Here is a 21,706-nt window from a genome sequence, read left to right as displayed (position 1 = left end):
ATGTCCCGAGGGCTGCGGCGCTCAGCCGATCGCGATCTCGATCGGTTCGTCGAACAGGCCGCCGCGGAACACGAGGGTGTCGGGCTCCACGCCCTCGGGCACATCGAACAGCACGATCCCGTCGACCGTGTTGCCGGGATTGATCTCCTCGAGGAAGGAGTTGCTGTCCTCGAGGTACATCGCGGAGCCCTCGTCGGCGGCGTACGTGCGACCCTCGGCATCGGTGAGCTCCACATCGCTGGAGAAGAACATCACCGGCGAGTCGCCGACGTTCGTCACCTCCATGCTCACGACGACGAACTGTCCCTGTGCCTCTGCCCCGAACATGTCGTCACCGACCGAGGAGACCCCGGACTCGACATCGGAGACGGTCACCTCGAAGTCCCCGCTCGCGACCGGCTCGCCGATGCCCGCGGACTTCTCCTCCGGCGCCTCGGCCGCGGCCGCGTCCTCCGCGGCATCCTCGCCGCCACCCTCTTCTTCCGCCGGGGCGCGCTGCTCCACATCCTGCTCTCCGGCGGCGTCCTGACCGGCGTCGGAGGCCTGCTGCTCGCCGCCTCCTCCCGCGCAGCTGCCGACGATGACGAGGAGCACGACGACGCCCACCCAGAACCACCAGCGCTTGAAGATCGACTTCCGCTTCGGCGGCGCCGGGTGGGGCGCGCCCGGGGGCATGCCGTAACCGTTCGGGCCGGGCTGCGGGCCTGCGCCCCACGGCTGCTGGCCGGACGGCACGGGATGCCCGTACGGGGGCGGGGCGGACCCTGCGGATCGTGGGGGCCTCCGGCGTGCGGGTGGTGCCAGCCCGGGTGTCCGGGCTGCGGGGGCTGGTTCTGTGACATGGGATCTCCTCGAGGTTCGGGTGCGGGCCGGCGAGCCGACCGTGCGATGGTGCGGACGAGACCCATCGTCGGTCGCCCGCTGCTTGCCCCACATCAGCCGATCGGCTCGACCGCACCGACCGATCGGCTGATGGCCGTGTCCGGACCCCGCACTACGGTGGGGATCGTGAATAGCCTTGCCGCGCGGATCGTGCGCCTCTCCCTGCGCACCCTGTGGGACATCGTGCTGTACCTGCTGGGTGTCCTCCTCACGTTCCTCAGCATCGAGGGCGTGCCGGGCGCCACCTCCGGACCGGGGCTCCCGACCGACCTCGGGATCGTCGTCCTGCTCCTCGCCTGCCTGCTCTGGCTCACCGTGTTCCTGCGTCGACGCTTCCCCGTCGTGCCGCTCGTCGCAGGTGCCCTCCTCACGCTCGTCGGCATGGACTACTGGCTCGTTCTCATCGGCGCCTTCCACGCTCTCGCACGGCTGCGCGGATGGCCGGCGATTGCCGCGGCGGCCGGCGCGGGGGTGCTCGTCGTGTTCGCGACGGTGCGCGACCTCGTCCGCGATCCCCAGTCGACGATGATCGGCTCGCTCTTCGGGGTCGCGGGCACACCGGACACGCCCGGCAGCGGGGCGGTCGCCGCGATCGTCGTCCTCATCGTCGCGGCGATGTCGGTCGGCACCACCGGCGGGCTGGCGCTCCTCGTCCGCAGTCGGCGCGAGACCGCCACCGCACGCACCCGCGTCGAGGCCGTCGACGCTCGCAACGCCGATCTCAGCTCGGAGCTGGCCCGCACGTCCGAACGGGACCGGCTCGCCACGGAGATCCATGATGCGCTCGCCCATCGGCTGTCGGTGATCTCCCTGCAGTCGGGGGCGCTGGAGACGGCGACGCACACTTCCGACCCTGCGCTCGCTCACGCCGCGCGCGTGCTGCGGGGCCAGGCGCACGCCTCGCTCGAGGATCTGCGCGGTCTGCTCGGGGATCTGCGGACCGGCGGCCCGGCCTCCTCCACCGGTCCGACCGAGGCACCGGCCACCGCCTCCATGCGCGCACTCCCCCGCCTCGTCCGCTCGCTGCGCGAGGCCGGGACGGCGGTGGACGCCGTCGTGCTGCTCGACGGCACGGAATCGGCCCCCGCCGCGCTCGATCGCAGCATCTACCGGATCGCGCAGGAATCCCTGACCAACGCGCTCAAGCACGCGCCGGGCGCACCGATCTCGCTGTACGTCGAGGGTGCGCCGGGATCGGATATCAGGATCCGGGTGTCGAATCCGATCGGCGGACCAGTGGACCCGGTGCTGCAGGGCTCGGGTGCGGGCTCCGGGATCGCAGGCATCCGCGAGCGGGTGCGCCTGCTGTCGGGCGCGTCGTGGATCGGCGTCCATGAGGACTGCTTCGTCGTCGACGCGACGCTCCCGTGGCCCATCGAGGCCGCGCAGGCCTGGCGCGGGGTGTGACCTATATTCGAGAGGTGACCGCCGCCCCTGAACCGCCCCCGCGGCCCGCCGCTATCCGGGTCCTCGTCGTCGACGACGACCCGTATTCGCGAGCGGGCATCCGGGCGATCCTGCAGCAGGCGCCGGATCTCGAGGTCGTCGGCGAGGCGGCGGACGGTGCCGAGGCGATCGACCGTGCCTCCGCGCACTTCCCCGACGTCGTCATCATGGACATCCGGATGCCGGGGATGGACGGCATCACCGCGACCGCCGCGCTCGTCAACGCCGTGCGCCCTCCGCTCGTCGTGGCGCTCACGAGCTTCGACAGCGAGGACGCGGTGTTCCGGGCGCTCGAGGCCGGAGCGGTCGGCTTCCTCCTCAAGGACACCCCTCCGGCGGACCTCGTGGGTGCGATCCGCACCGTGATGGCCGGTGACGCGTTCCTCTCCCCGCGCGCCACTCTCCACCTCATCCGAAGGTTCGGGGTCGGTGGGCGATTCACGGTGCAGCACGATGCCCAGCGCCTGCTCGGCACCCTCACCGAGCGCGAGCGGGAGGTCGCCGAGCTCGTGGCCGAGGGCCTGACGAACCGGCTCATCGCCGACCGGCTGTTCCTGTCCGAGGCGACGGTCAAGGTGCACCTGGGACGCGTCATGCTCAAGCTCGCCGCCGATACCCGGGTGGGTGTCGCGATCGCGGTCGAACGGGCCCGCCCCGGCGGCCGGCGCCGCTGAGAACCGAGCTGCCGCGCGGGAGGCATCGATGGCCGGCGGAGGCGCCGACTCGTGGCCGAGGCGGCGGGCGGACGGCACGTCCGGACCATCGCGCGGCCCAGGCTCTGCGCCGTTCATCGCGTGCCCGTTCGCCGCTCGTTCAAGGTTCATTCATCGGGCCAGCACATCCAGAGCATGTAATGGCGGTGGATCACTCGCTCACCGTAAGGGGAATCATGAAGAAGTCTCTGGTCCTGGCACCTGCGATCGCACTCGCTCTCACCGGTCTCGGCGCGCCGGCGATCGCGGCCGCCTCCATTCCGGCGTCCGCTGCCGCAGCGGCGGCCGAACCCGTCTTCCCGAAGATCACCACCTCGGACATCACCTACACCGAAGGCGACGACGACGCCACCATCAGCATCACCGGCACCGCCACACCCAACACCCCCGTCGACATCCGCCAACTGGCGATCATGACCACCTCCGGCAACACCTACTACGTCAAATCCGCCGTCCCCGAGGTCACCACCGACGACACCGGCGCATGGACCCTCGAACTGCCGCTGTCGACCACCTTCGGCGCCCAATACCGCAACGACATCCACCGACAGCTCTCCAACACCGACGACAGCCTCGACGAAGTCGTCACCGGCGACACCCTCTCGATCATGGTCAGCGCAGCAGGCAAGAGCAGCAACACATTCATCACCCTCACCGTCGACGACGCACCCGAAGAACCCGCCGAACCCGGTCACGGGGTCCGAGTCGATGCGCCGGCGGAAGTCACGCGGAAGGACCTGAAGAAGGGTTTCGTGATCTCGGGTACGAACTCCACCGGAGAGCACATCATGGTCTCCGTCCACCCCTCGAACGATGACCGCAAGCCCACGACATTCCGTTTTCCCGGATCCAAGACGGAATGGGCGAAGACGTTCAAGAACATCAAGCACACCGCGGGCGTGGAGCCCGGCGACACGCTGACCGTCGAAGTCCGCTATGCCAAGGGCGACAGGTCCGTCATCACCACGGAGACCATCGTCGTCACCGAGTGATCGCCGCGCTGCGCTTCCGATCGCCGACCGCTCTCGTCAAGCAGTGCCCCCGCCCCGTTCAGGGGAAGCATCTCCGGCAGTGAAAATGCGAAATCCCGCGGTTCCGTTCTCAGGAACCGCGGGATTTCGCGATGTGGTGCCCGCGACAGGATTCGAACCTACGACCTTCTGCTCCGGAGGCAGACGCTCTATCCACTGAGCTACGCGGGCGGGCAACTCGACAATACTAGCACTCACCGAAGGGGTGCGTGCGCCGAGTGTGCGAATGTGACCGACATGACGCCGGGCACGCGGTGCGAACCGGGCTCAGGCGCCGCGGATCGACTGCCGGGCCGGGACGTATTCCCAGTGCCAGGGCTCGTACTTGCTCGACTTCGCCCAGTCCGGGTTCTCCCAGCCGTACTTGCCGGCATTCTTGACGAGCCATTCGTACTGCTCGCCCGAGGCGGTGGCCGCACCGCCGCCGAAGTCGAGCGCGATCCCCCAGCCGTGGAGCGAGGTGCCGGGGCGGGCGGCGAGACCGGGCTTGCGACCGGCCACGGAGACCTGCGACTCGAGCGTCCGGTAGGAATCGGTGATCGCCATGTCCTTGCCGGTGTCGGCCTTGTACGCGGCGTTCATCTCCGCGAAGGAGACGGCGGCGTCGGCGCGGAGCTTGTGCCCGCCGATACCGATCTCGCACAGCCACTCGTCGGGGATCTGCCCGTTCGATGCGTCCCCTGCGGGAGCTTCGCCGGAGCAGCCCGGCAGCACGGTGCGGGTGACGGAGCGGGACGCGGCCTCGGCCTTGCGGTCCTGGGCGCTCGGCACGCCGCCGGCGTAGGCGTCGGCCTCGCCGGCCGCCTTGTCGCCCTCCTCGGCGTCGACCTGCGGGTCGACGGACTCGGCGCCGATCGCCTCGACGGCGTCGGTGCTGATCTCCTGGGCGGCGGCGACCTGCGTGCTCGGCATGTTCGAGCTCAGCAGCACGCCGGCGATCGCGGTGCCGGCGACGGACACGGAGGCCATCGCGGTGACGGTGGTGACGCGGCGGCGCTTGAGAGCGCGGACGGCGCTGCCGTCGGAGCCGCGGGTCGCGATGGACCGGGCACCGACGGTGCCGGAGGAGCGGCGCTCCACGAGGTCCTCGGTCCGCGGCGCCGGGCTCGCAACGGCCGAGCGCAGGAACGGGAGCTTCCGTTCCGCCCGGCGGGCCGCCTCTTCCTGCTTGCGCAGATCACGACGACGCACGAGTGCCGGCGCGGTGGTTTCCTGACCCACTCCACAACTCCAAACTGACGACTGCAGGTTCTGCGATGCCGGCGCACGAGCACACGACGACATCTGCGCACGGTGTGGCGGAGGGGAAGGATCCGACCGTGCACCAGGTATGTCACAACACTATAACGAGAAAGTGACGGAATGACACATTCCCGTGACCCGGTCCGGGGCCGAGGCGCTCGGACAGTGCCGCGACCGCCCCCGATACCCGCGGAATCACGGGGATGTCACCGATTTGTCACAATTATCGCATCACTGTGATCACCGGCGTGCCGGGGTGTGTCGAGAGGCCCTCAGCGGCGTGAGCGCGGCCCGCGCTGCATCGCGTCGTGGACCTCCCCGACGAGCTCCTCGAGCACGTCCTCGAGGAACAGCACGCCGACCGCGACACCGGCGGCGTCGAGCACCCGTCCCACATGGTTGCCGGCGTCCTGCATGACGCCGAGCGAGTCCTCGATCTCGTCCCCGGCGGTGAGCGTGACGAGCGAGCGGTAGCGCTTCGCCGGGATCTCCGCCTCGTAGTCGGCCGGGGTGTCGGCGTAGAGCACATCCTTGATGTGGATGTAGCTCTCCGGCGCGCCGTCGGCGTCGAGGAGGATGTAGCGGGAGAAGCCGGTGCGGGCGACGAGCCGCTCGATGTCGGACGGGGTCGCACCGGCCTGAAGCGTGATGACGCGGTCCATCGGCACCATGACGTCCCCGATCGACTTGTCGGAGAACTCGAGCGCGCCCTTGAGCAGCCCGGTGTCGTCGCTGAGGAGCCCTTCGCGCTGGGACTCGACGACGATCGACTGCACCTCTTCGACCGTGTAGGCGGCGTTGACCTCGTCGCGCGGCTCGACTCCCATCAGGCGCAGGATCCCGTTCGCGATCGCGTTGAGCGGGCGGATGACGAAGCCGAACACCTTGGACAGGAACACGAGCGGCGGCGCGAGCAGCATCGCGGCCTGCCGCGACACAGCGAGTGCGATGTTCTTGGGGATCATCTCGCCGATGACCACATGGAGGTACGTCACCGCCGACAGCGCGATGATGAAGGCGACGACGTCGGACATCGTCGGCGGGATGCCGAGGAACTCCATCGGGCCGGCGAGCAGGTGGTGGATCGCCGGCTCCGCGACATTGCCGATGAGGAGCGAGCACACGGTGATGCCGAGCTGGCAGATCGCGAGCATGATGGAGACGTGCTCCATCGCGTAGAGCGCTGTCCGAGCCGATTTCGACCCGGCCGCGGCCCGCGGTTCGATCTGCGAGCGCTTGGCCGACACGATGCCGAACTCCGCGGCGACGAAGAAGGCGTTGGCCAGCAGCAGGACCACGAGCCAGACGAGACCCATCCAGTCGCTCATGACGCACCCCCGAATCCGCTCGCGAGGTAGTCCGGGATGAGGCGCAGCCTCTCGATCCGACGGCCGTGCATCCGCTCGACGACGAGGCGCGCCTCGGGCAGGCGGACGCTGTCGCCCTCGACCGGGATCCGGCCGAGCGTGAGCATGACGTAGCCGGCCATGGTCTCGTAGTCGGGGTCCTGGGGCACCTCGAGGCCGATCACCGAGCTCACCTCGTCGGGACGCAGCCGGCCCGGGACCACCCAGCTGCCGTCGCGCACCGGACGCACGCTCACACGCAGCCGGTCGTGCTCGTCGACGACCTCGCCGACGAGCTCCTCGACGACGTCCTCGAGCGTGACGACCCCGGCGGTACCGCCGTACTCGTCGATGACGAGCGCCATCTGGCTGCCGCGCATCCGCAGCTCCATGAGGAGCGGATCGAGCGGCATCGTCTCCGGCACCTGCGCGACCTCGCTCATGAGACCGGCGGCGAAGGCGTCGGGCCGGTTGGCCAGCGGCACCGCGACGGCCTGCTTGACGTGGACCATGCCGACGATGTCGTCGCGCGAGTCCCCGACGACCGGGAACCGCGAGAAGCCCGTCTGCCGGGCGGTCTCGACGATCTCCGCGGCCGTGGTGTCGCGGTTGACGCTGATCATCGAGGTGCGCGGAGTCATGACGTCCTCAGCGGTGCGCTCGGAGAAGCTCAGCGTGCGGGTGAGGAGGTCCGCGGTCTGCTCGGCCATCGTGCCCTCCTGCGCGGAGTGGCGCACGAGCGCGGTGAGCTCCTCCGGGGAGCGTCCGGCGGTGCCCTCCTCCTGCGGCTCGATGCCCATCGCGAGCAGGGCCTTGTTCGCGGTGCCGTTGAGCACGGCGATGACGGGCCGGAACACCACGGAGAAGATGTACTGGAGCGGGACGAAGATCTTGCCGGTGATGAGCGGGGCGGAGATCGCGAGGTTCTTCGGCACGAGCTCACCGACGATCATCGAGAGGAAGGTCGAGATGAGGAGGGCGAGGGTGAGGCTCGCGGTCGACGCCGCGGACTCCCCGAGGCCGAAGCCCTCGAACATCGGCGACAGGAGGACGCCGAGCGAGGGCTCCATGAGGTAACCGGTGAGGAGGGTGGTGAGCGTGATGCCCACCTGCGCCGACGACAGCTGGGTCGAGAGCTGGGTCATCCCCTTCTTGAGGTACGAGGACCCGCGCTCACCCCGTTCGACGGACTGGTCGACGGTGTGCTTGTCGAGGGTGAGGAGGGAGAATTCGGCGGCGACGAACACGCCGGTGCCGAGGATCAGCAGGAGCGCGAGGGCGAGGAGGAACCACTCCATCTCAGTGACGGTCCCCCTGGCTCGACGGCCGGTGCGCGGTGCGCTGCGGATGCGTGTGATCGTGCGGGGGATGGACGGGGCTGCCGGCTCGAGGCCGGCCGGGACTGTCACTGGTCATGCGCAGTATCCTAACGAACCCCGTCCACCGGCCCCGCGCCGGGAAGACGGCCGGAACCGGTTCACGGCAGACTCACAGACTGCGGTAGCGGCCGCCGGATCGCGCCCTGCGGGCTCACCAGCTCCGGTCGAGCGGGCGGCCCTCCTCGTACCCTGCCGCCGATTGGATCCCGACGAGCGCCCGGTCGGCGAACTCGGCGAGCGTGCGCGCGCCGGCGTAGGTGCACGAGGAGCGCACTCCCGAGGTGATCTCGTCGAGCAGGTCCTCGACGCCGGGGCGCTCGGGGTCGATGAACATCCGGCCGCTCGAGATCCCCTCCTCGAACAGGCCCTTGCGCGCGCGATCGAAGGCGGACTCGGTGCGGGTGCGGGCGGCGACCGCCCGGGCCGAGGCCATGCCGAAGCTCTCCTTGTACTGGCGTCCGGAGGGGTCGACGAGCAGATCGCCGGGGCTCTCGAGGGTTCCGGCGAACCACGAGCCGACCATCACCTGCGAGGCGCCGGCGGCGAGCGCCAGGGCGACGTCTCGGGGGTGCCGCACTCCCCCGTCGGCCCAGATGTGGGCACCGAGGCCGCGGGCGGCGGCGGCGCATTCGGCGACGGCGGAGAACTGGGGGCGGCCGACCGCGGTCATCATCCGGGTGGTGCACATCGCCCCGGGCCCGACCCCGACCTTGACGATGTCGGCGCCGGCCTCGACGAGATCCTCCACCCCGGCGGCGGTGACGACGTTGCCGGCCACGACCGGCACCCCGAGCTCGAGGCCGTCGATGGTGCGCAGCGCCTCGAGCATCTTCTCCTGGTGCCCGTGGGCGGTGTCGACGACGAGGACGTCGGCCCCGGCCTCGACGAGCGCCTGCGCGCGGTGGCCGACGTCGGCGTTGACGCCGATCGCCGCGGCCACCCGGAGCCGGCCCTGTGCGTCGAGCGCCGGGGTGTAGATCGAGGCGCGCAGCACCGACTGCGCGGTGAGCGCCCCGACGAGCACGCCGGAATCGACGACGGGCACGAAGTCGCGCCGCGCCTCGGTCATCCGTTCGTACACCCCGGACAGGTCGGACCGCTCCACGGAATCGAACCGGGAGGCCTCGACCGGTTCGAGCGGCGGCTCCATCACTGCGCTCACCGAGGTGAAGCGGTCGACGCCCTCGAGCGAGTCGCGCGAGATCGTGCCGAGCACGCGCTGGTCCTCGTCGACGACGACCGCGTGGCCGTGCGCGCGCTTGGGCAGGAGGTGGAGGGCGGAGAGCACGGTGTCCTGCGGGGACACCCGGACCGGGGTCTCGTAGACGGGGTGCCGGGCTTTGATCCACGCGAGGGTGTCCGCCGCGACGGACAGCGGGGTGTCCTGCGGGAGCACCGCGAGCCCCCCGCGACGGGCCATGGTCTCGGCCATCCGGCGGCCGGACACCGCGGTCATGTTCGCCGCGACGACCGGGATGGTCGTGCCGGTGCCGTCGGCGGAGGAGAGATCGACGTCGAACCGGCTCGTCACGTCCGAGCGGCTCGGCACGAGGAACGCATCGGCGTAGGTGAGCTCATGGGAGGGTGTTCCGGTGATGAAGCGCATAGACCCATTCTCCATTCTCCTGGCGATTTTGCACGGTCGAAGCGCTAGGCTGGGGAGGACGTCAATCACTTCAGATGAGGAAGAGGGCGATTCTCGCCGTGTCCGTAAACACCCCCAACCGCAGCGTCGAGGACTTCGGGTCCAACGAGTGGCTGGTCGAGGAACTCTACGAGCAGTTCAAGTCCGACAAGGATTCCGTCGACAGTTCCTGGTGGCCGTTCTTCGAGCAGTACGAGGCCGAGGGCGGGCAGGGCTCCCCGGCGGCCGGGAACGGTGCTCCGACGAAGACGTCGGGGAAGTCGAACCAGAAGTCGTCCTCCGCGCAGAAGTCCTCCGCGAAGAAGTCCTCCTCGGACTCTGCGGAGCCCGGGGCCTCGAGCAGCGCCTCGAAGAGCAGCTCGTCCTCGGCCGCCGCCAAGACCGGGAACGCCGCCAAGGGTGAGAAGGGCGCGGATTCCGGGGATGCGAAGAAGCTCGACTCGCACAAGGGCGTGACGCCCTCGGTCAACGAGTCGGAGACCCCGAAGGCGGAGTCGAAGTCCGCGGCCTCGAAGAAGGAGTCGAGCGGCACGCGGGAGAAGTCCGCTCCGCAGGAGACCGTCGAGGACGTCGTGACGAAGCTCCGCGGTCCGGCCAAGCTCATCGCCGAGAACATGGACCAGTCGCTCACCGTCCCGACGGCCACCTCGGTCCGCTCGCTGCCGGCGAAGGCGCTCATCGACAACCGCATCGTCATCAACTCCCACCTCAAGCGCACCCGCGGCGGCAAGGTCTCCTTCACCCACCTCATCGGGTTCGCGGTGATCCGGGCGCTCAAGGCCTTCCCGAGCCAGAACGTGTACTACGAGGTGCAGGACGGCAAGCCCGTCATGGTCAGCCCGGGTCACGTCAACTTCGGTCTCGCGATCGACGTCCCCAAGAAGGACGGCACCCGCACCCTGCTCGTGCCCAACGTCAAGAAGGCCGAGACCCTGACCTTCAAGCAGTTCGTCGACGCCTACGACGACCTCGTCGAGCGGGCGCGGATCGGCAAGCTCGCCGCCGACGACTTCGCCGGCACCACGGTGTCCCTGACGAACCCCGGCGGCATCGGCACCGTCCACTCCGTGCCGCGCCTGACCAAGGGCCAGGGCTGCATCATCGGCGTCGGCGCACTCGAGTACCCCGCCGAGTTCCAGGGCGCCAGCCAGGAGACCATCAACCGCCTGGCGATCTCCAAGGTCGTGACCCTGACCTCGACGTACGACCACCGCGTCATCCAGGGTGCCGGCTCCGGCGAATTCCTCAAGCTCGTCCACGGCTACCTGCTCGGCGAGGACGGCTTCTACGACGACGTCTTCGAGTCGCTGCGCCTGCCCTACACGCCGGTGCGCTGGGTGCCGGACCTCGACGCCGGCGACCAGACCGACGTCAACAAGTCCGCCCGCGTCATCGAGCTCATCGACGCTTACCGCACGCGCGGTCACCTCATGGCGAACATCGACCCGCTCGTCTACCGCCAGCGCAGCCACCCGGACCTCGACATCAACTCCCACGGCCTCACCCTGTGGGACCTCGAGCGCGAGTTCCCCACCGGCGGGTTCGGCGACCGGCCGCTATTGCCGCTGCGCAAGATCCTCGGCGTCCTCCGCGACTCGTACTGCCGCACCACCGGCATCGAATACATGTACATCGCCGATCCCGAGCAGCGCCGCTGGTTCCAGCAGAAGCTCGAGGTCCCCCACGAGGAGCTCACCCGCGAGGAGCAGGGCCACGTGCTCGGCCGCCTCAACGCCGCCGAGGCGTTCGAGACCTTCCTGCAGACGAAGTACATCGGACAGAAGCGCTTCAGCCTCGAGGGCGGCGAGTCCGCGATCGTCATGCTCGACAAGATCCTCAGTCAGGCGGCCGACGCCGGCATGGACGAGGTGACGATCGGCATGGCCCACCGCGGCCGCCTCAACGTGCTCACCAACATCGCGGGCAAGAGCTACGCCCAGGTGTTCCGCGAGTTCGACGGCACCCAGGCCCCGGACAGCTTCCAGGGCTCCGGCGACGTCAAGTACCACCTCGGCCAGGAGGGCTCCTACACCTCGCCGGACGGCAACTCGACGAAGGTCTACGTCGCGGCCAACCCGAGCCACCTCGAGACCGTCGACCCTGTGCTCGAGGGCATCGCGCGCGCCAAGCAGGACGAGATCGACGCCGGCAACGCCGGATTCTCCGTGCTGCCGGTGCTCGTCCACGGCGACGCGGCCTTCGCCGGTCAGGGAGTCGTCGCGGAGACTTTGCACCTGTCCGAGCTGCGCGGCTACCGCACCGGCGGCACCGTGCACGTCATCATCAACAACCAGGTCGGCTTCACCACCCCGCCGGCCTCGGCCCGCTCCTCGTACTACTGCACCGACGTCGCGAAGACGATCAGCGCGCCGATCCTGCATGTCAACGGCGATGACCCGGAGGCCGTGTACCGGGCCGCCGAGCTCGCCTTCGAGTACCGCCAGGAGTTCAACCGCGACATCGTCATCGACCTCGTGTGCTACCGCCGCCGCGGCCACAACGAGGGCGACGATCCATCGATGACACAGCCGGTGATGTACTCGCTCATCGAGTCGAAGGGCTCGGTGCGCAAGGTCTACACCGAATCGCTCGTCGGCCGGAAGTGCATCTCCGAGGAGGAGGCGCAGGAGGCGCTCAAGGACTACCAGTCCAAGCTCGAGGCCGCCTTCGCCGAGACCAAGGAGGCGGAGAAGCAGGCCAAGGAGGCCGCGAAGCTGCCGCCGCGCCCCGAGCGCCCGGCCGACCTCGAAGCGGACAACCCCTTCGAGACCGCCGTGCCCTCGCAGGTCATCGAGCGGGTAGGCGATGCCCACCTCGAGGTCCCGGACGACTTCGCGGTCCACAAGAAGCTCAAGAGCCTGCTCCAGAAGCGGCAGGAGATGTCGCGCTCCGGCGGCATCGACTGGGGCTTCGCGGAGCTGCTCGCCTTCGGCTCGCTCCTCATGGAGGGCATCCCCGTCCGCCTCGCCGGCCAGGACTCCCGCCGCGGCACCTTCACGCAGCGCCACTCGGTCCTCATCGACCACGACAACGGCAACGAGTGGACGCCGCTGTCGAACCTCACCGAGGACCAGGCGAAATTCTACGTCTACGACTCGCTGCTCAGCGAGTACGCGGCGGTGGGCTTCGAGTACGGCTACGCGGTGGAGCGCCAGGATGCGCTCGTGCTGTGGGAGGCGCAGTTCGGCGACTTCGCGCAGGGCGCGCAGTCGATCATCGACGAGTTCATCTCCTCCTCCGAGCAGAAGTGGGCGCAGACCTCCGGTGTCGTCATGCTCCTGCCGCACGGCTACGAGGGCCAGGGCCCGGACCACTCCTCGGCCCGGATCGAACGGTTCCTCCAGCTGTGCGCGGAGAACAACATGACCGTCGCCTACCCGTCGAACGGCGCCTCGTACTTCCACCTGCTGCGCCGACACGCGCACACGGACCGCAAGCGGCCGCTCGTCGTGTTCACTCCGAAGTCGATGCTGCGGCTCAAGTCCGCGGCGACCACGGTCGAGGACTTCACCTCCGGCCGGTTCGAGCCGGTGCTCCCGGACACCACTGTGGATGCCTCGGGCGTCGATCGGGTGGTGTTCGTCTCCGGCAAGCTCTACTGGGACCTGCTGGCGCAGCGGGAGAAGCTCGAGGACACCCGCACGGCGCTCGTCCGCGTCGAGCAGCTCTACCCGCTCGACGAGGAGGGGATCGCAGCCGCGCTCGCGCCGTTCGGCGACGACGTGGAGCTCGTGTGGGCGCAGGAGGAGCCGGAGAACCAGGGCGCCTGGCCGTTCATGGCCCTCGATCTCGTACCGCTGCTCGGCGGCCGCGAGATGCGGATCGTGTCCCGCGTCGCCTCGGCGTCCCCGGCGACCGGTCTCAAGAAGGTCCACGACCTCGAGCAGGCCGACCTCGTCGAACACGTCTTCGCACGGTGACGCAGCAGCGGACGACCACGGTCGTCGTGATCGGTGACGAGCTCGTCGCCGGTCACGGCGACGCCCGCTGCCTGGGCTGGACGGGCCGTGTCGCCGCCCGCACCCTGCCGTCGCTGCCGGACTCCCGGTTCTACGCCCTCGGGGTGGCCGGTGAGGACTCGGTGGGCATGAGCCAGCGCGGGATGGCCGAGGCGCGCCTGCGGTTCGACCCGCACACGCAGAACCGCCTCGTGCTCGCACCGGGCCCGCACGACATCGATGCCGGCCTGTCGACGGCGCGCTCGCGCCTCAACCTCGCCAACGCGCTCGACTCCGCGCTCGGGTCCGAGGTCCTCACCTTCGTCGTCGGGCCTCCCCCGTCGCTCGACCGCGACCGCAACCGGCGCCTCGAGGAGCTCAACGCGGGCTTCGCCGATGTCGCGCTGCGCCGTGGGATCGCCTATGTCGACACCTTCACGCCGCTGCGGGAGCATGCCGCCTGGCAGCGCGAACTCACCGCGTCCGGCACCGGGCTGCCCGGGCAGGAGGGGTACGGGCTGCTCGCCTGGCTCGTGCTGCACCGCGGCTGGTTCGACTGGCTCGGGGTGCGCGACACCGCCGGCTGAGTCCGTGCTGTGGCGCCCCTGCGCCAGGTATGGAAGAATAATGAGGTCGAACAGAAGGAGTGACGATCATGAGCAAGCGAGGCCGCAAGCGCCGTGACCGCAAGAAGCGCGGAGCCAACCACGGCAAGCGTCCCAACGCCTGAGGCGCACGGACGGCTGCGCTGAGGCGCGGTGCACACAGCGGCGGGGCCGGGGAGCAATCTCCCGGCCCCGCCGCTGTGCTGTGCGCTGTTGCAGAATGCTGTTCGCACACCTGTAGCCGCTCTTCCGCAGCGCGCAGGCCGATGCGACGTCCCTCAGCCCATCCGACGGTGGACGGTGATCGTCGTCTGCTCCATCACGATGCGCGCACGGATCCGCTCCTTGAGCCCGTCCGGCGCGGCGTCGTTGCAGCACGAGCGGCGTACGAGCTCCTTGAGGAGCGCCTCGACGGCGTACTCCTCGCGGCAGTCGTGGCAGGTGTCGATGTGCTCGCGGATGGCGGAGATCTCCTCGCCGGAGAGCTCGCCGTCGAGGTAGTGGTAGATCCGGGTCAGGCTCTCCTGGCGTCCGGATCGGCAGCAGTCGTCGTCCCGACGGAGCTCACTCATCGTCGGCCTCCTTCCGGGTTCCGAATCCGCGTTCGGCGGCGTAGCCGGCGAGCATCTCGCGCAGCTGCCTGCGCCCGCGGTGCAGTCGTGACATCACCGTGCCGATGGGAGTGTCCATGACCTCGGCGATCTCCTTGTACGGCAGACCTTCGACGTCCGCGTAGTAGACGACCATCCGGAAGTCCTCGGGGAGCTGGCTCAGCGCATCGGTGACATCGCTGTCCGGGAGCCGGTCGAGCGCCTCGAGCTCCGCGGACCGGCCGCCGGAGGAGGTGTGCGAGGCGGCGCGGTGGATCTGCCAGTCCTCGATGTCCTCCCCGCTCGATTCGAGCGGCTGCCGCTGCTTCTTGCGGTAGTTGTTGATGAACGTGTTCGTGAGGATGCGGTAGAGCCACGCCTTGAGGTTCGTGCCGGGGGTGTACTGGTGGAAGGCGGCGTAGGCCTTCGTGTACGCCTCCTGGACGAGATCCTCCGCGTCCGCGGGGTTGCGCGTCATGCGCAGCGCCGCCGCGTACAGCTGGTTGACGTACTCCAGCGCGTCGCGTTCGAAGCGGGCGGAGCGTTCGGCGTCGGTCTCGGCTGCCACGTCGACGGTGTCGTCGACCACGGGCGATGTCGATTCAGTCATCATCGACCATGATACGCCCGTCGCCCCGGCGTCGGGGGTGCGCACCGGGGCTCCGGTGCGCACGCTGCGCTCTGCGAGCATCGTCGCCGTCATCCGCTCCACGTCCTCTCCGCCGTCGGCGCCTCCCGGGGCCCGGGAGGCAGCTGCGGCTCGTGTCGGGAGAACGCCGCCGGCGGCGATGATATTCCGCCGGCGGTTCCGTCCGGGCGCGGGCGAGCGACTATGCTCGGGAGGCAGGAGTACTGCCCACTACGGAAGGAAACACCGTGTCCCTGGTCCGGTTCATCGCCCGCCCCATGCTCGCCTCCGCGTACATCGGCAACGGCATCGCCCGGGTGCGCAATCCGCACGCCGCCGCGAAGTCCGTCGCCCCCCTCCTCTCCCTGGTGAAGAAGCAGGTCGACCTCCCGGTCGAGGCGGAGACCGTCGCCCGGATCACCGGCGCCGCCCAGGTCGCCGCGGGCTCGCTGCTCGCGATCGGCAGGTTCCCGCGCCTGTCGTCCACCGTGCTCGTCGGCACCTACCTCATCGACGTCGTGGGCCAGCAGCTCAGCAGCGAGAGCGCCTCGAAGGATTCCCTCCTCGCCAAGACCTCGCTGCTCGGCGGGGCGCTCCTCGCCAGCGTGGACACCGCGGGCAAGCCCGGCCTCGCATGGCGTGCCCAGCATGCCGCGGAGGATCTGTGGCGCAATGTCGAGCGCACCTCGGCGAAGGCGCTCGACACGGTGAGCCTGCCGAACAGGTGACGCACAGCCCTGAGCGGACGTGGCTCGCACCGTGCAGCGATGCACCGGTGCGGGCCACTGTCGCCGTCCCCGGATCCAAGTCCCTCACCAACCGCTTCCTCGTCCTCGCCGCGCTCGCCACCGAGCCCTCCCGGATCGCCGCCCCACTCATCAGCCGCGACACCGAGCTCATGATCGCCGCCCTCACCGCGCTCGGCGCCCGCATCGTCCCCGACGCCGACGGCGCGCTGCGCATCGAGCCGATCCCGGGTCCCGCGGCCGTGGCTGGCACGGACCCGGTCACCGTCGACTGCGGGCTCGCCGGCACCGTCATGCGCTTCGTGCCCCCGCTCGCCGCCGCGACCGGGCGCCGGGTCCGTTTCGACGGCGACCCGCAGGCCTATGTGCGCCCGATGTCGACGATGCTCGACGCGCTGCGCCGCCTAGGGGCCGAGGTCACCACCGACTCCGGGACGGATGCGCTGCCCTTCACTGTCGAGGCCGCCGGTGGAGTCCGCGGCGGGCACCTCGACCTCGACGCCTCCGCGACGAGCCAGTTCGTCTCCGGCCTGCTGCTCGCCGCCGGCGCCTTCGACCTCGGCCTCGAGCTCATCCACACCGGTGAGCGGCTCCCCTCCCGGCCGCACATCGACATGACGCTCGAGACCCTCGCCGACGCCGGCGTGCACGTGAGCGAGCCGGAACCGCACCGCTGGGTCGTCGAACCCGGCCGTCCGCACGGCCTGCAGGTCGCGGTCGAACCGGATCTGTCGAACGCCGCGACCTTCCTCGGCGCCGCCCTCGTCACCCGGGGCACCGTGACGATCCCCCACTGGCCGGCGCACACCACCCAGGCCGGGGAAGCGATGCGCGGCATCGCCGAGGAGTTCGGCGCCACCTCCACGCTGAGCCGCACCGGGCTCGAGGTCACCGGCCCGGCGCGGCTGCGCGGCGTCGACCTCGACCTCGGCGACGTCGGCGAGCTCACCCCCGTCGTCGCCGCGATCGCGGCCTGCGCCGAGGGCACCTCGACGCTGCGGAACATCGGCCACCTCCGCGGCCACGAGACCGATCGGCTCAGCGCTCTGGCGACCGAGCTGACGAAGACCGGGGCCCGCGTCACCGAGGGCCCCGACTCGCTCATCATCCACTCGCCGGCCACGCGGGGTGCCCGCTGGGCCACCTACCACGACCACCGGATGGTCATGGCCGCCGCGGTCCTCGGCCTGCGGGTCGAGGGGATCGAGATCGAGGACGTCGCGACGGTGGGCAAGACGATGCCGGAGTTCACCGCGCTGTGGACCGCCATGCTCGGGTGACCGATGCCGCGCCGCTACCGGGACTTCACCGAGGACGACTACCGACCGCGCCCCAACCGGCGCGGTTCGCGGCCGCGCACCAAGGAGCGGCCCGACCACAGCGACGCGCCGGTGGGCATGGTCGTCGCGGTCGACCGCGGGCGCTACCGCGCCGTCGCGGAGCACGATGAGGCCGGGGCCCCCGCCGAGGGGCCGATCATCACGTGCGTGCGCGCCTCGCGGCTGCGCCGGCAGGCGATCGTGCCCGGCGACCGGGTGCGGATGGCCGGGGACACCTCGGGCGAGGACGGCTCCCTCGCCCGCATCGTCGAGGTCCTGCCCCGGCGCACGGTGCTGCGCCGCAGCGCCGACGACACCGACCCGACCGAGCGCGTCATCGTCGCCAACGCCGACCAGCTCGTGGTCGTCACCGCCACGGCGGACCCGGAACCCTCGTGGGGGCTCATCGATCGGACGCTCACGGCGGCCTTCGACGCCGGGATCACCCCGCTGCTCGCCGTGACCAAGCTCGACCTCGCGCCCCTCGACGCGATCCGGGAGCGCTTCGAGGCCACCGGTGTGGAGATCGTCCCGTGCGGCTTCGACGACGGCGGCCGACCGCGCATCACCGCGCTCGCCGGCGTGCTCGCCGACCGGCTCAGCGTGCTCGTCGGGCACTCCGGGGTGGGCAAGTCGACGCTGATGAACGCGCTCGTGCCCGACGCCGGTCGGGCGACCGGTGCCGTCAACGAGGTCACGGGCCGCGGCCGGCACACCTCGTCCTCGGCCGTCTGCCTGCCCCTGCCCGGCGGCGGCTGGCTCATCGACACCCCGGGAGTGCGCAGCTTCGGCCTCGCCCACGTCGATGCGCACAACGTGCTCGCCGCGTTCGGCGAGCTCGTCCCCGCCACCGCCGACTGCCCCAAGGGGTGCGCGCACCTCGCCGATTCCGCCGGCTGTGCACTCGACGCCTGGGTCGCCGAGGGACGGGCCGGGGAATCCGGACCGGCACGGCTCGCCTCGCTGCGGCGGCTGCTCGGCAACCTTGCCGGCTGACCTTCCCACTCCTCGAACCCCGCACTCCCCCGGCGGGCGAGCTCGCTATTGTGGCCCCATGGACGATCTTCAGCTCGCACTCCTGCTCGCGGACCGGGCGGACGCGCTCACCCTCCCTCGCTTCCGCGCCCACGACCTCACGGTGACCACGAAGCCGGACCTCACCCCCGTGACCGACGTCGATCGCGCGGTCGAGGCGATGATCGCCGAGATCCTCGCCGAGCACCGGCCCGCCGACGCGATGCTCGGCGAGGAGTACGGCGGTCGCGGCGAGGCCGCCCGGCGCTGGATCGTCGACCCGATCGACGGGACGAAGAACTTCGTCCGCGGCGTGCCCGTCTACGCCACCCTCATCAGCCTCTACGACGGTGAGACGCCGCTCGTCGGCGTCGTCAGCGCCCCGGCGCTCGGCCGGCGCTGGTACGCCGCGGCCGGGGCCGGCGCGCACCTCGTCGTCGACGGCGGTGCCCCGGAGCGGATCTCCGTGTCCGCCGTGGATGCGCTCGCCGATGCCTCGCTGTCCTTCGCCTCGCTCACCGGCTGGCGGGAGCGCGGCACCCGGGAGCGGTTCCTGCAGCTGTGCGACACGGTGTGGCGGACCCGCGGCTACGGAGACTTCTGGTCCTACATGCTCGTCGCCGAGGGCGCGGTCGACATCGCCTGCGAGCCGGAGCTCGAGCTCTACGACATGGCCGCGCTCGTCCCCGTGGTGCTCGAGGCCGGCGGCAGGTTCACCGACCTCGGCGGGTCGGACGGTCCCTTCGGTGGGAACGCGGTCGTGACGAACGGCCGGCTCCACGACGCGGTGCTGGAGTACATGTGATGCCGGAGCTCATGCGCGCACCCCTGTGGCACCGGATGGTCGACGCCGCCGGCCTCGTCCGGCCCGACGGCACGGTGGGAGAGACGATCTTCGGGCAGATGACGCAGCTCGCCGCCGCCCACGGGGCAGTCAATCTGGGCCAGGGCGCGCCCGGCACCGACGCCCCGGAGCCGCTCGTCGCCGCTGCTGCTGACGCCATGCGCGCGGGGATGAATCAGTACGCGCCCGGCCAAGGATTCCCCGCGCTCATCGGCGCGGTCGCCGAGCAGCGTCGCCGCGAGTACGGCCAGCAGGTGAGCACCGACGAGGTGCTCGTCACCGTCGGCGCGACGGAGGCGCTCACCGCTGCGATCCTCGCGCTCGTGCCGCCCGGAGGCGAGGTCATCGTGTTCGAGCCGTTCTACGATGCGTACCCGGCGGCGATCACCGCTGCCGGGGCGACGATGGTCACGGTGCCGGTGCTGCCGGTCGACGGCGGCTTCGCCCCGGATTGGGAGGCTTTCGAGGCGGCGGTGTCGGAGTCGACGGCGGCGATCATCGTCAACACCCCGCACAACCCGACGGGTGCGCTGTTCGACCTCGAACAGCTCCGGCGGATCTTCGCCGGCGCCCAGCGTGCGGATGCCTGGGTCATCACCGACGAGGTGTACGAGTACCTCGTGTTCGACGGAGCCGAGCATCATGCGCTCGCCGCGCACGTCGACGAGCCCGAGCGGGTGGTATCGGTGTCCTCGGCGGGAAAGTCCTTCAACATCACCGGCTGGAAGGTCGGCTGGGTCGTGGCCGCTCCGGAGGTCCGCGCGGCCATCCAGGGCGTCAAGCAGTTCCTCACCTTCACCGCCGGCTCCCCCCTGCAGGTCGCCGTCGCCGAGGCGCTGCGCACCGGTTCGCCGTTCCCCTCCGAGAACCGCGACTCGCTCGCCGCGCGCCGCGGCGTGCTGCTCGCCGCACTGCGCCAGGTGCCGGGCATCGATGTCCGGACGCCGCGGGCGGGATACTTCGTGCTCGTCGACTTCGCCCCGCTCACCGACGAGGACGCCTTCGCACTCAACGAGCGGATCACCCGGGAGTACGGCTTCACCGGGATTCCGGTGGCCGCGCTGTGCCGGGCCGGATCACCGACGGCGGAGCACTACCGCGCGACGATCCGCTACTCGTTCTGCAAGAGTCCCGCCGAGGTCGAGGCCGCCACCGCGGGCATCGCCCGCCTCGCCCGGGCGATCGAGGACGGGACCTTCACCGCGCGCCCGGCGAAGTAGTCCCCGGGCTCCGCCGTCTACGGCCGGCGGCCCGACTCCGAGCACACAGCGAGGCGCCCGCACCGGTTTCCGGTGCGGGGGCCTCGTCGGTGCTCCCGGGTCCGGCGGGCGCGCGGTGCGCCCGCCGGAGCGGCGGATCAGGCCTGCTTGGCGGCCTCGATCTCGATGTTGATGACGATCTTGTCGCTGACGAGGAGCTCGCCGCCGCCCATCGCGGCGTGGAACTTCATGCCGTAGTCCTTGCGGTTGACGGTGGTGGTGGCGGAGAAGCCGGCCAGCGAGGCGTCGCCGTCGACGGCGACGCCGTTGAACTCGGCCTTGAAGGTCACGGGCAGGGTCACACCGCGCATGGTGAGGTCACCGACGAGGTCGAACTCAGCGCCGTCGAAGTTCTCGATCGCGGTCGACACGAAGGTCGCCTGCGGGTGCTCCTCGGCGAGGAAGAAGTCGCCGGACTGGAGGTGGCCGTCGCGCTGCTCGTTGCCGGTGGTGATCGAGGAGACGTTCGCCGAGGCCTCGACCCGGCTGTTCTCGAACTCGTCGGCGACGGTGATGGTGCCGGTGAAGTCGGTGAACTCGCCGCGCACCTTCGTCACGCCGGCGTGACGGGCGACGAATCCGAAGTCGGAGTGGAGGGCGTCGAAGTTCCAGGTGCCGGGGGTGAGGTTGGTGGGCAGCGCAGTCATGGTGATCTCCTTTTTGGTTAAGTTTTTAACTACAAGTGCAAATCTAGTTGACACTTCAACTAGATGCAAGCACGATCCCCGTGCAGGATGTATGAGCCTCGTCACGTCGAAGCACTGTGCGGTCATGGGGCGGCATGATCGTGCGCCTCAGGCTGTGCCGGATGCGTGAGCCCGGACCGGCGGGCGGGCGACTCCCGATGAGTCCCCGCACAGGCAGATCCGGACGAAGAGCAGCGCAAGATACGAGGGATGCCGCCGGCCCCGGCGCGGGGGCGGCGTGAATGCAGATTCCCCCGGTTCCGTCTCCGGAACCGGGGGAATCTCCCACTTGGTGGCGGGGGGAGGATTTGAACCTCCGACCTCCGGGTTATGAGCCCGGCGAGCTACCGAACTGCTCCACCCCGCGATGCGTTCTCAACTATACGTGAACGC

18 protein-coding genes and 2 tRNA genes are annotated in these 21,706 nt (G+C 70.3%); 10 read left to right on the top strand and 10 right to left on the bottom strand.

Translation table 11 applies throughout. The features are described 5' to 3' along the window. Positions 1-21: 21 nt before the first annotated feature. Positions 22-675 carry a DUF4352 domain-containing protein gene (locus tag FDF13_RS14825; protein WP_175406936.1) on the bottom strand — a complete coding sequence of 218 codons (654 nt, stop codon included), beginning with the start codon at positions 673-675 and terminating at the stop codon, positions 22-24. 333 nt (positions 676-1,008) lie between these two features. On the opposite strand from FDF13_RS14825, the gene FDF13_RS14820 reads away from it, so the two are divergent. From FDF13_RS14820 to FDF13_RS09330, 3 genes are all read left to right on the top strand, one after another. Next, positions 1,009-2,289: a sensor histidine kinase gene (locus FDF13_RS14820; protein WP_175406935.1), complete on the top strand. Its 1,281-nt coding sequence runs from the start codon at positions 1,009-1,011 to the stop codon at positions 2,287-2,289. A 14-nt stretch (positions 2,290-2,303) separates the two neighbouring features. Then, on the top strand, positions 2,304-3,002 hold the full coding sequence (locus FDF13_RS09335) for a response regulator transcription factor (RefSeq protein WP_217494842.1): 699 nt from the start codon (positions 2,304-2,306) through the stop codon (positions 3,000-3,002). A gap of 215 nt (positions 3,003-3,217) precedes the next feature. Next, entirely contained in the window at positions 3,218-4,033 is an 816-nt protein-coding gene (locus FDF13_RS09330) for a hypothetical protein (protein ID WP_137319402.1), read from the top strand. 134 nt (positions 4,034-4,167) lie between these two features. Here FDF13_RS09330 and FDF13_RS09325 read toward each other — a convergent pair. From FDF13_RS09325 to FDF13_RS09305, 5 genes are all read right to left on the bottom strand, one after another. Next, a tRNA-Arg gene (locus FDF13_RS09325) sits at positions 4,168-4,243 on the bottom strand. A 96-nt stretch (positions 4,244-4,339) separates the two neighbouring features. Further along, the gene (locus FDF13_RS09320) at positions 4,340-5,293 is read right to left on the bottom strand and encodes a D-alanyl-D-alanine carboxypeptidase family protein (RefSeq protein ID WP_247425342.1); all 954 of its coding nucleotides are present in this window, start codon (positions 5,291-5,293) and stop codon (positions 4,340-4,342) included. A 293-nt stretch (positions 5,294-5,586) separates the two neighbouring features. After that, positions 5,587-6,642 carry a hemolysin family protein gene (locus FDF13_RS09315; RefSeq protein ID WP_137319400.1) on the bottom strand — a complete coding sequence of 352 codons (1,056 nt, stop codon included), beginning with the start codon at positions 6,640-6,642 and terminating at the stop codon, positions 5,587-5,589. Then, positions 6,639-7,958: a hemolysin family protein gene (locus tag FDF13_RS09310; protein WP_137319399.1), complete on the bottom strand. Its 1,320-nt coding sequence runs from the start codon at positions 7,956-7,958 to the stop codon at positions 6,639-6,641. Before FDF13_RS09310 ends, FDF13_RS09315 begins: the two co-directional genes overlap by 4 nt. 232 nt (positions 7,959-8,190) lie before the next feature. Next, positions 8,191-9,645 carry a GuaB1 family IMP dehydrogenase-related protein gene (locus tag FDF13_RS09305; RefSeq protein ID WP_137319398.1) on the bottom strand — a complete coding sequence of 485 codons (1,455 nt, stop codon included), beginning with the start codon at positions 9,643-9,645 and terminating at the stop codon, positions 8,191-8,193. Between the two features lie 98 nt (positions 9,646-9,743). Between FDF13_RS09305 and FDF13_RS09300 the strand changes: the two genes are divergently transcribed. Beyond that, the gene (locus tag FDF13_RS09300; RefSeq protein WP_247425338.1) at positions 9,744-13,604 is read left to right on the top strand and encodes a multifunctional oxoglutarate decarboxylase/oxoglutarate dehydrogenase thiamine pyrophosphate-binding subunit/dihydrolipoyllysine-residue succinyltransferase subunit; all 3,861 of its coding nucleotides are present in this window, start codon (positions 9,744-9,746) and stop codon (positions 13,602-13,604) included. Continuing rightward, positions 13,601-14,209, top strand: coding sequence for a GDSL-type esterase/lipase family protein (locus tag FDF13_RS09295; protein WP_137319396.1), 609 nt, complete (start codon positions 13,601-13,603; stop codon positions 14,207-14,209). The genes FDF13_RS09300 and FDF13_RS09295 overlap by 4 nt, the downstream gene beginning before the upstream one ends. Positions 14,210-14,505: 296 nt before the next feature. On the opposite strand, the gene rsrA is transcribed toward FDF13_RS09295, so the two are convergent. Both rsrA and FDF13_RS09285 read right to left on the bottom strand, forming a co-directional pair. Further along, positions 14,506-14,799 carry a mycothiol system anti-sigma-R factor gene (gene rsrA / locus FDF13_RS09290; protein ID WP_137319395.1) on the bottom strand — a complete coding sequence of 98 codons (294 nt, stop codon included), beginning with the start codon at positions 14,797-14,799 and terminating at the stop codon, positions 14,506-14,508. After that, positions 14,792-15,430, bottom strand: a complete 639-nt coding sequence (locus FDF13_RS09285; RefSeq protein WP_175407042.1) for a sigma-70 family RNA polymerase sigma factor — start codon at positions 15,428-15,430, stop codon at positions 14,792-14,794. The genes rsrA and FDF13_RS09285 overlap by 8 nt, the downstream gene beginning before the upstream one ends. Positions 15,431-15,693: 263 nt before the next feature. On the opposite strand from FDF13_RS09285, the gene FDF13_RS09280 reads away from it, so the two are divergent. From FDF13_RS09280 to FDF13_RS09260, 5 genes are read left to right on the top strand one after another with little or no spacing between them, the layout of a single operon-like run. Then, positions 15,694-16,173: a DoxX family protein gene (locus FDF13_RS09280; RefSeq protein ID WP_137319394.1), complete on the top strand. Its 480-nt coding sequence runs from the start codon at positions 15,694-15,696 to the stop codon at positions 16,171-16,173. Beyond that, positions 16,170-17,471, top strand: coding sequence for a 3-phosphoshikimate 1-carboxyvinyltransferase (gene aroA, locus FDF13_RS09275; protein ID WP_254668760.1), 1,302 nt, complete (start codon positions 16,170-16,172; stop codon positions 17,469-17,471). Before FDF13_RS09280 ends, aroA begins: the two co-directional genes overlap by 4 nt. A gap of 3 nt (positions 17,472-17,474) precedes the next feature. After that, on the top strand, positions 17,475-18,506 hold the full coding sequence (rsgA, locus tag FDF13_RS09270; RefSeq protein WP_137319392.1) for a ribosome small subunit-dependent GTPase A: 1,032 nt from the start codon (positions 17,475-17,477) through the stop codon (positions 18,504-18,506). Between the two features lie 58 nt (positions 18,507-18,564). Then, positions 18,565-19,329 carry a histidinol-phosphatase gene (gene hisN / locus FDF13_RS09265; RefSeq protein ID WP_137319391.1) on the top strand — a complete coding sequence of 255 codons (765 nt, stop codon included), beginning with the start codon at positions 18,565-18,567 and terminating at the stop codon, positions 19,327-19,329. Continuing rightward, positions 19,329-20,588, top strand: coding sequence for an aminotransferase class I/II-fold pyridoxal phosphate-dependent enzyme (locus FDF13_RS09260; protein WP_137319390.1), 1,260 nt, complete (start codon positions 19,329-19,331; stop codon positions 20,586-20,588). Before hisN ends, FDF13_RS09260 begins: the two co-directional genes overlap by 1 nt. A gap of 137 nt (positions 20,589-20,725) precedes the next feature. Here FDF13_RS09260 and FDF13_RS09255 read toward each other — a convergent pair whose 3' ends face one another. Both FDF13_RS09255 and FDF13_RS09250 read right to left on the bottom strand, forming a co-directional pair. After that, positions 20,726-21,274, bottom strand: coding sequence for a YceI family protein (locus FDF13_RS09255; protein ID WP_137319389.1), 549 nt, complete (start codon positions 21,272-21,274; stop codon positions 20,726-20,728). A gap of 329 nt (positions 21,275-21,603) precedes the next feature. Next, positions 21,604-21,680, bottom strand: a tRNA-Met gene (locus tag FDF13_RS09250). Between the last annotated feature and the right edge of the window lie 26 nt (positions 21,681-21,706).

It is taken from the genome of Brevibacterium sp. CS2, assembly GCF_005280295.1.
GTDB classification, from domain to species: Bacteria; Actinomycetota; Actinomycetes; order Actinomycetales; family Brevibacteriaceae; genus Brevibacterium; species Brevibacterium pityocampae.
The sequence above is the reverse complement of the archived record's forward strand: the minus strand, read 5'-3'. Positions and strand labels throughout refer to the sequence as shown.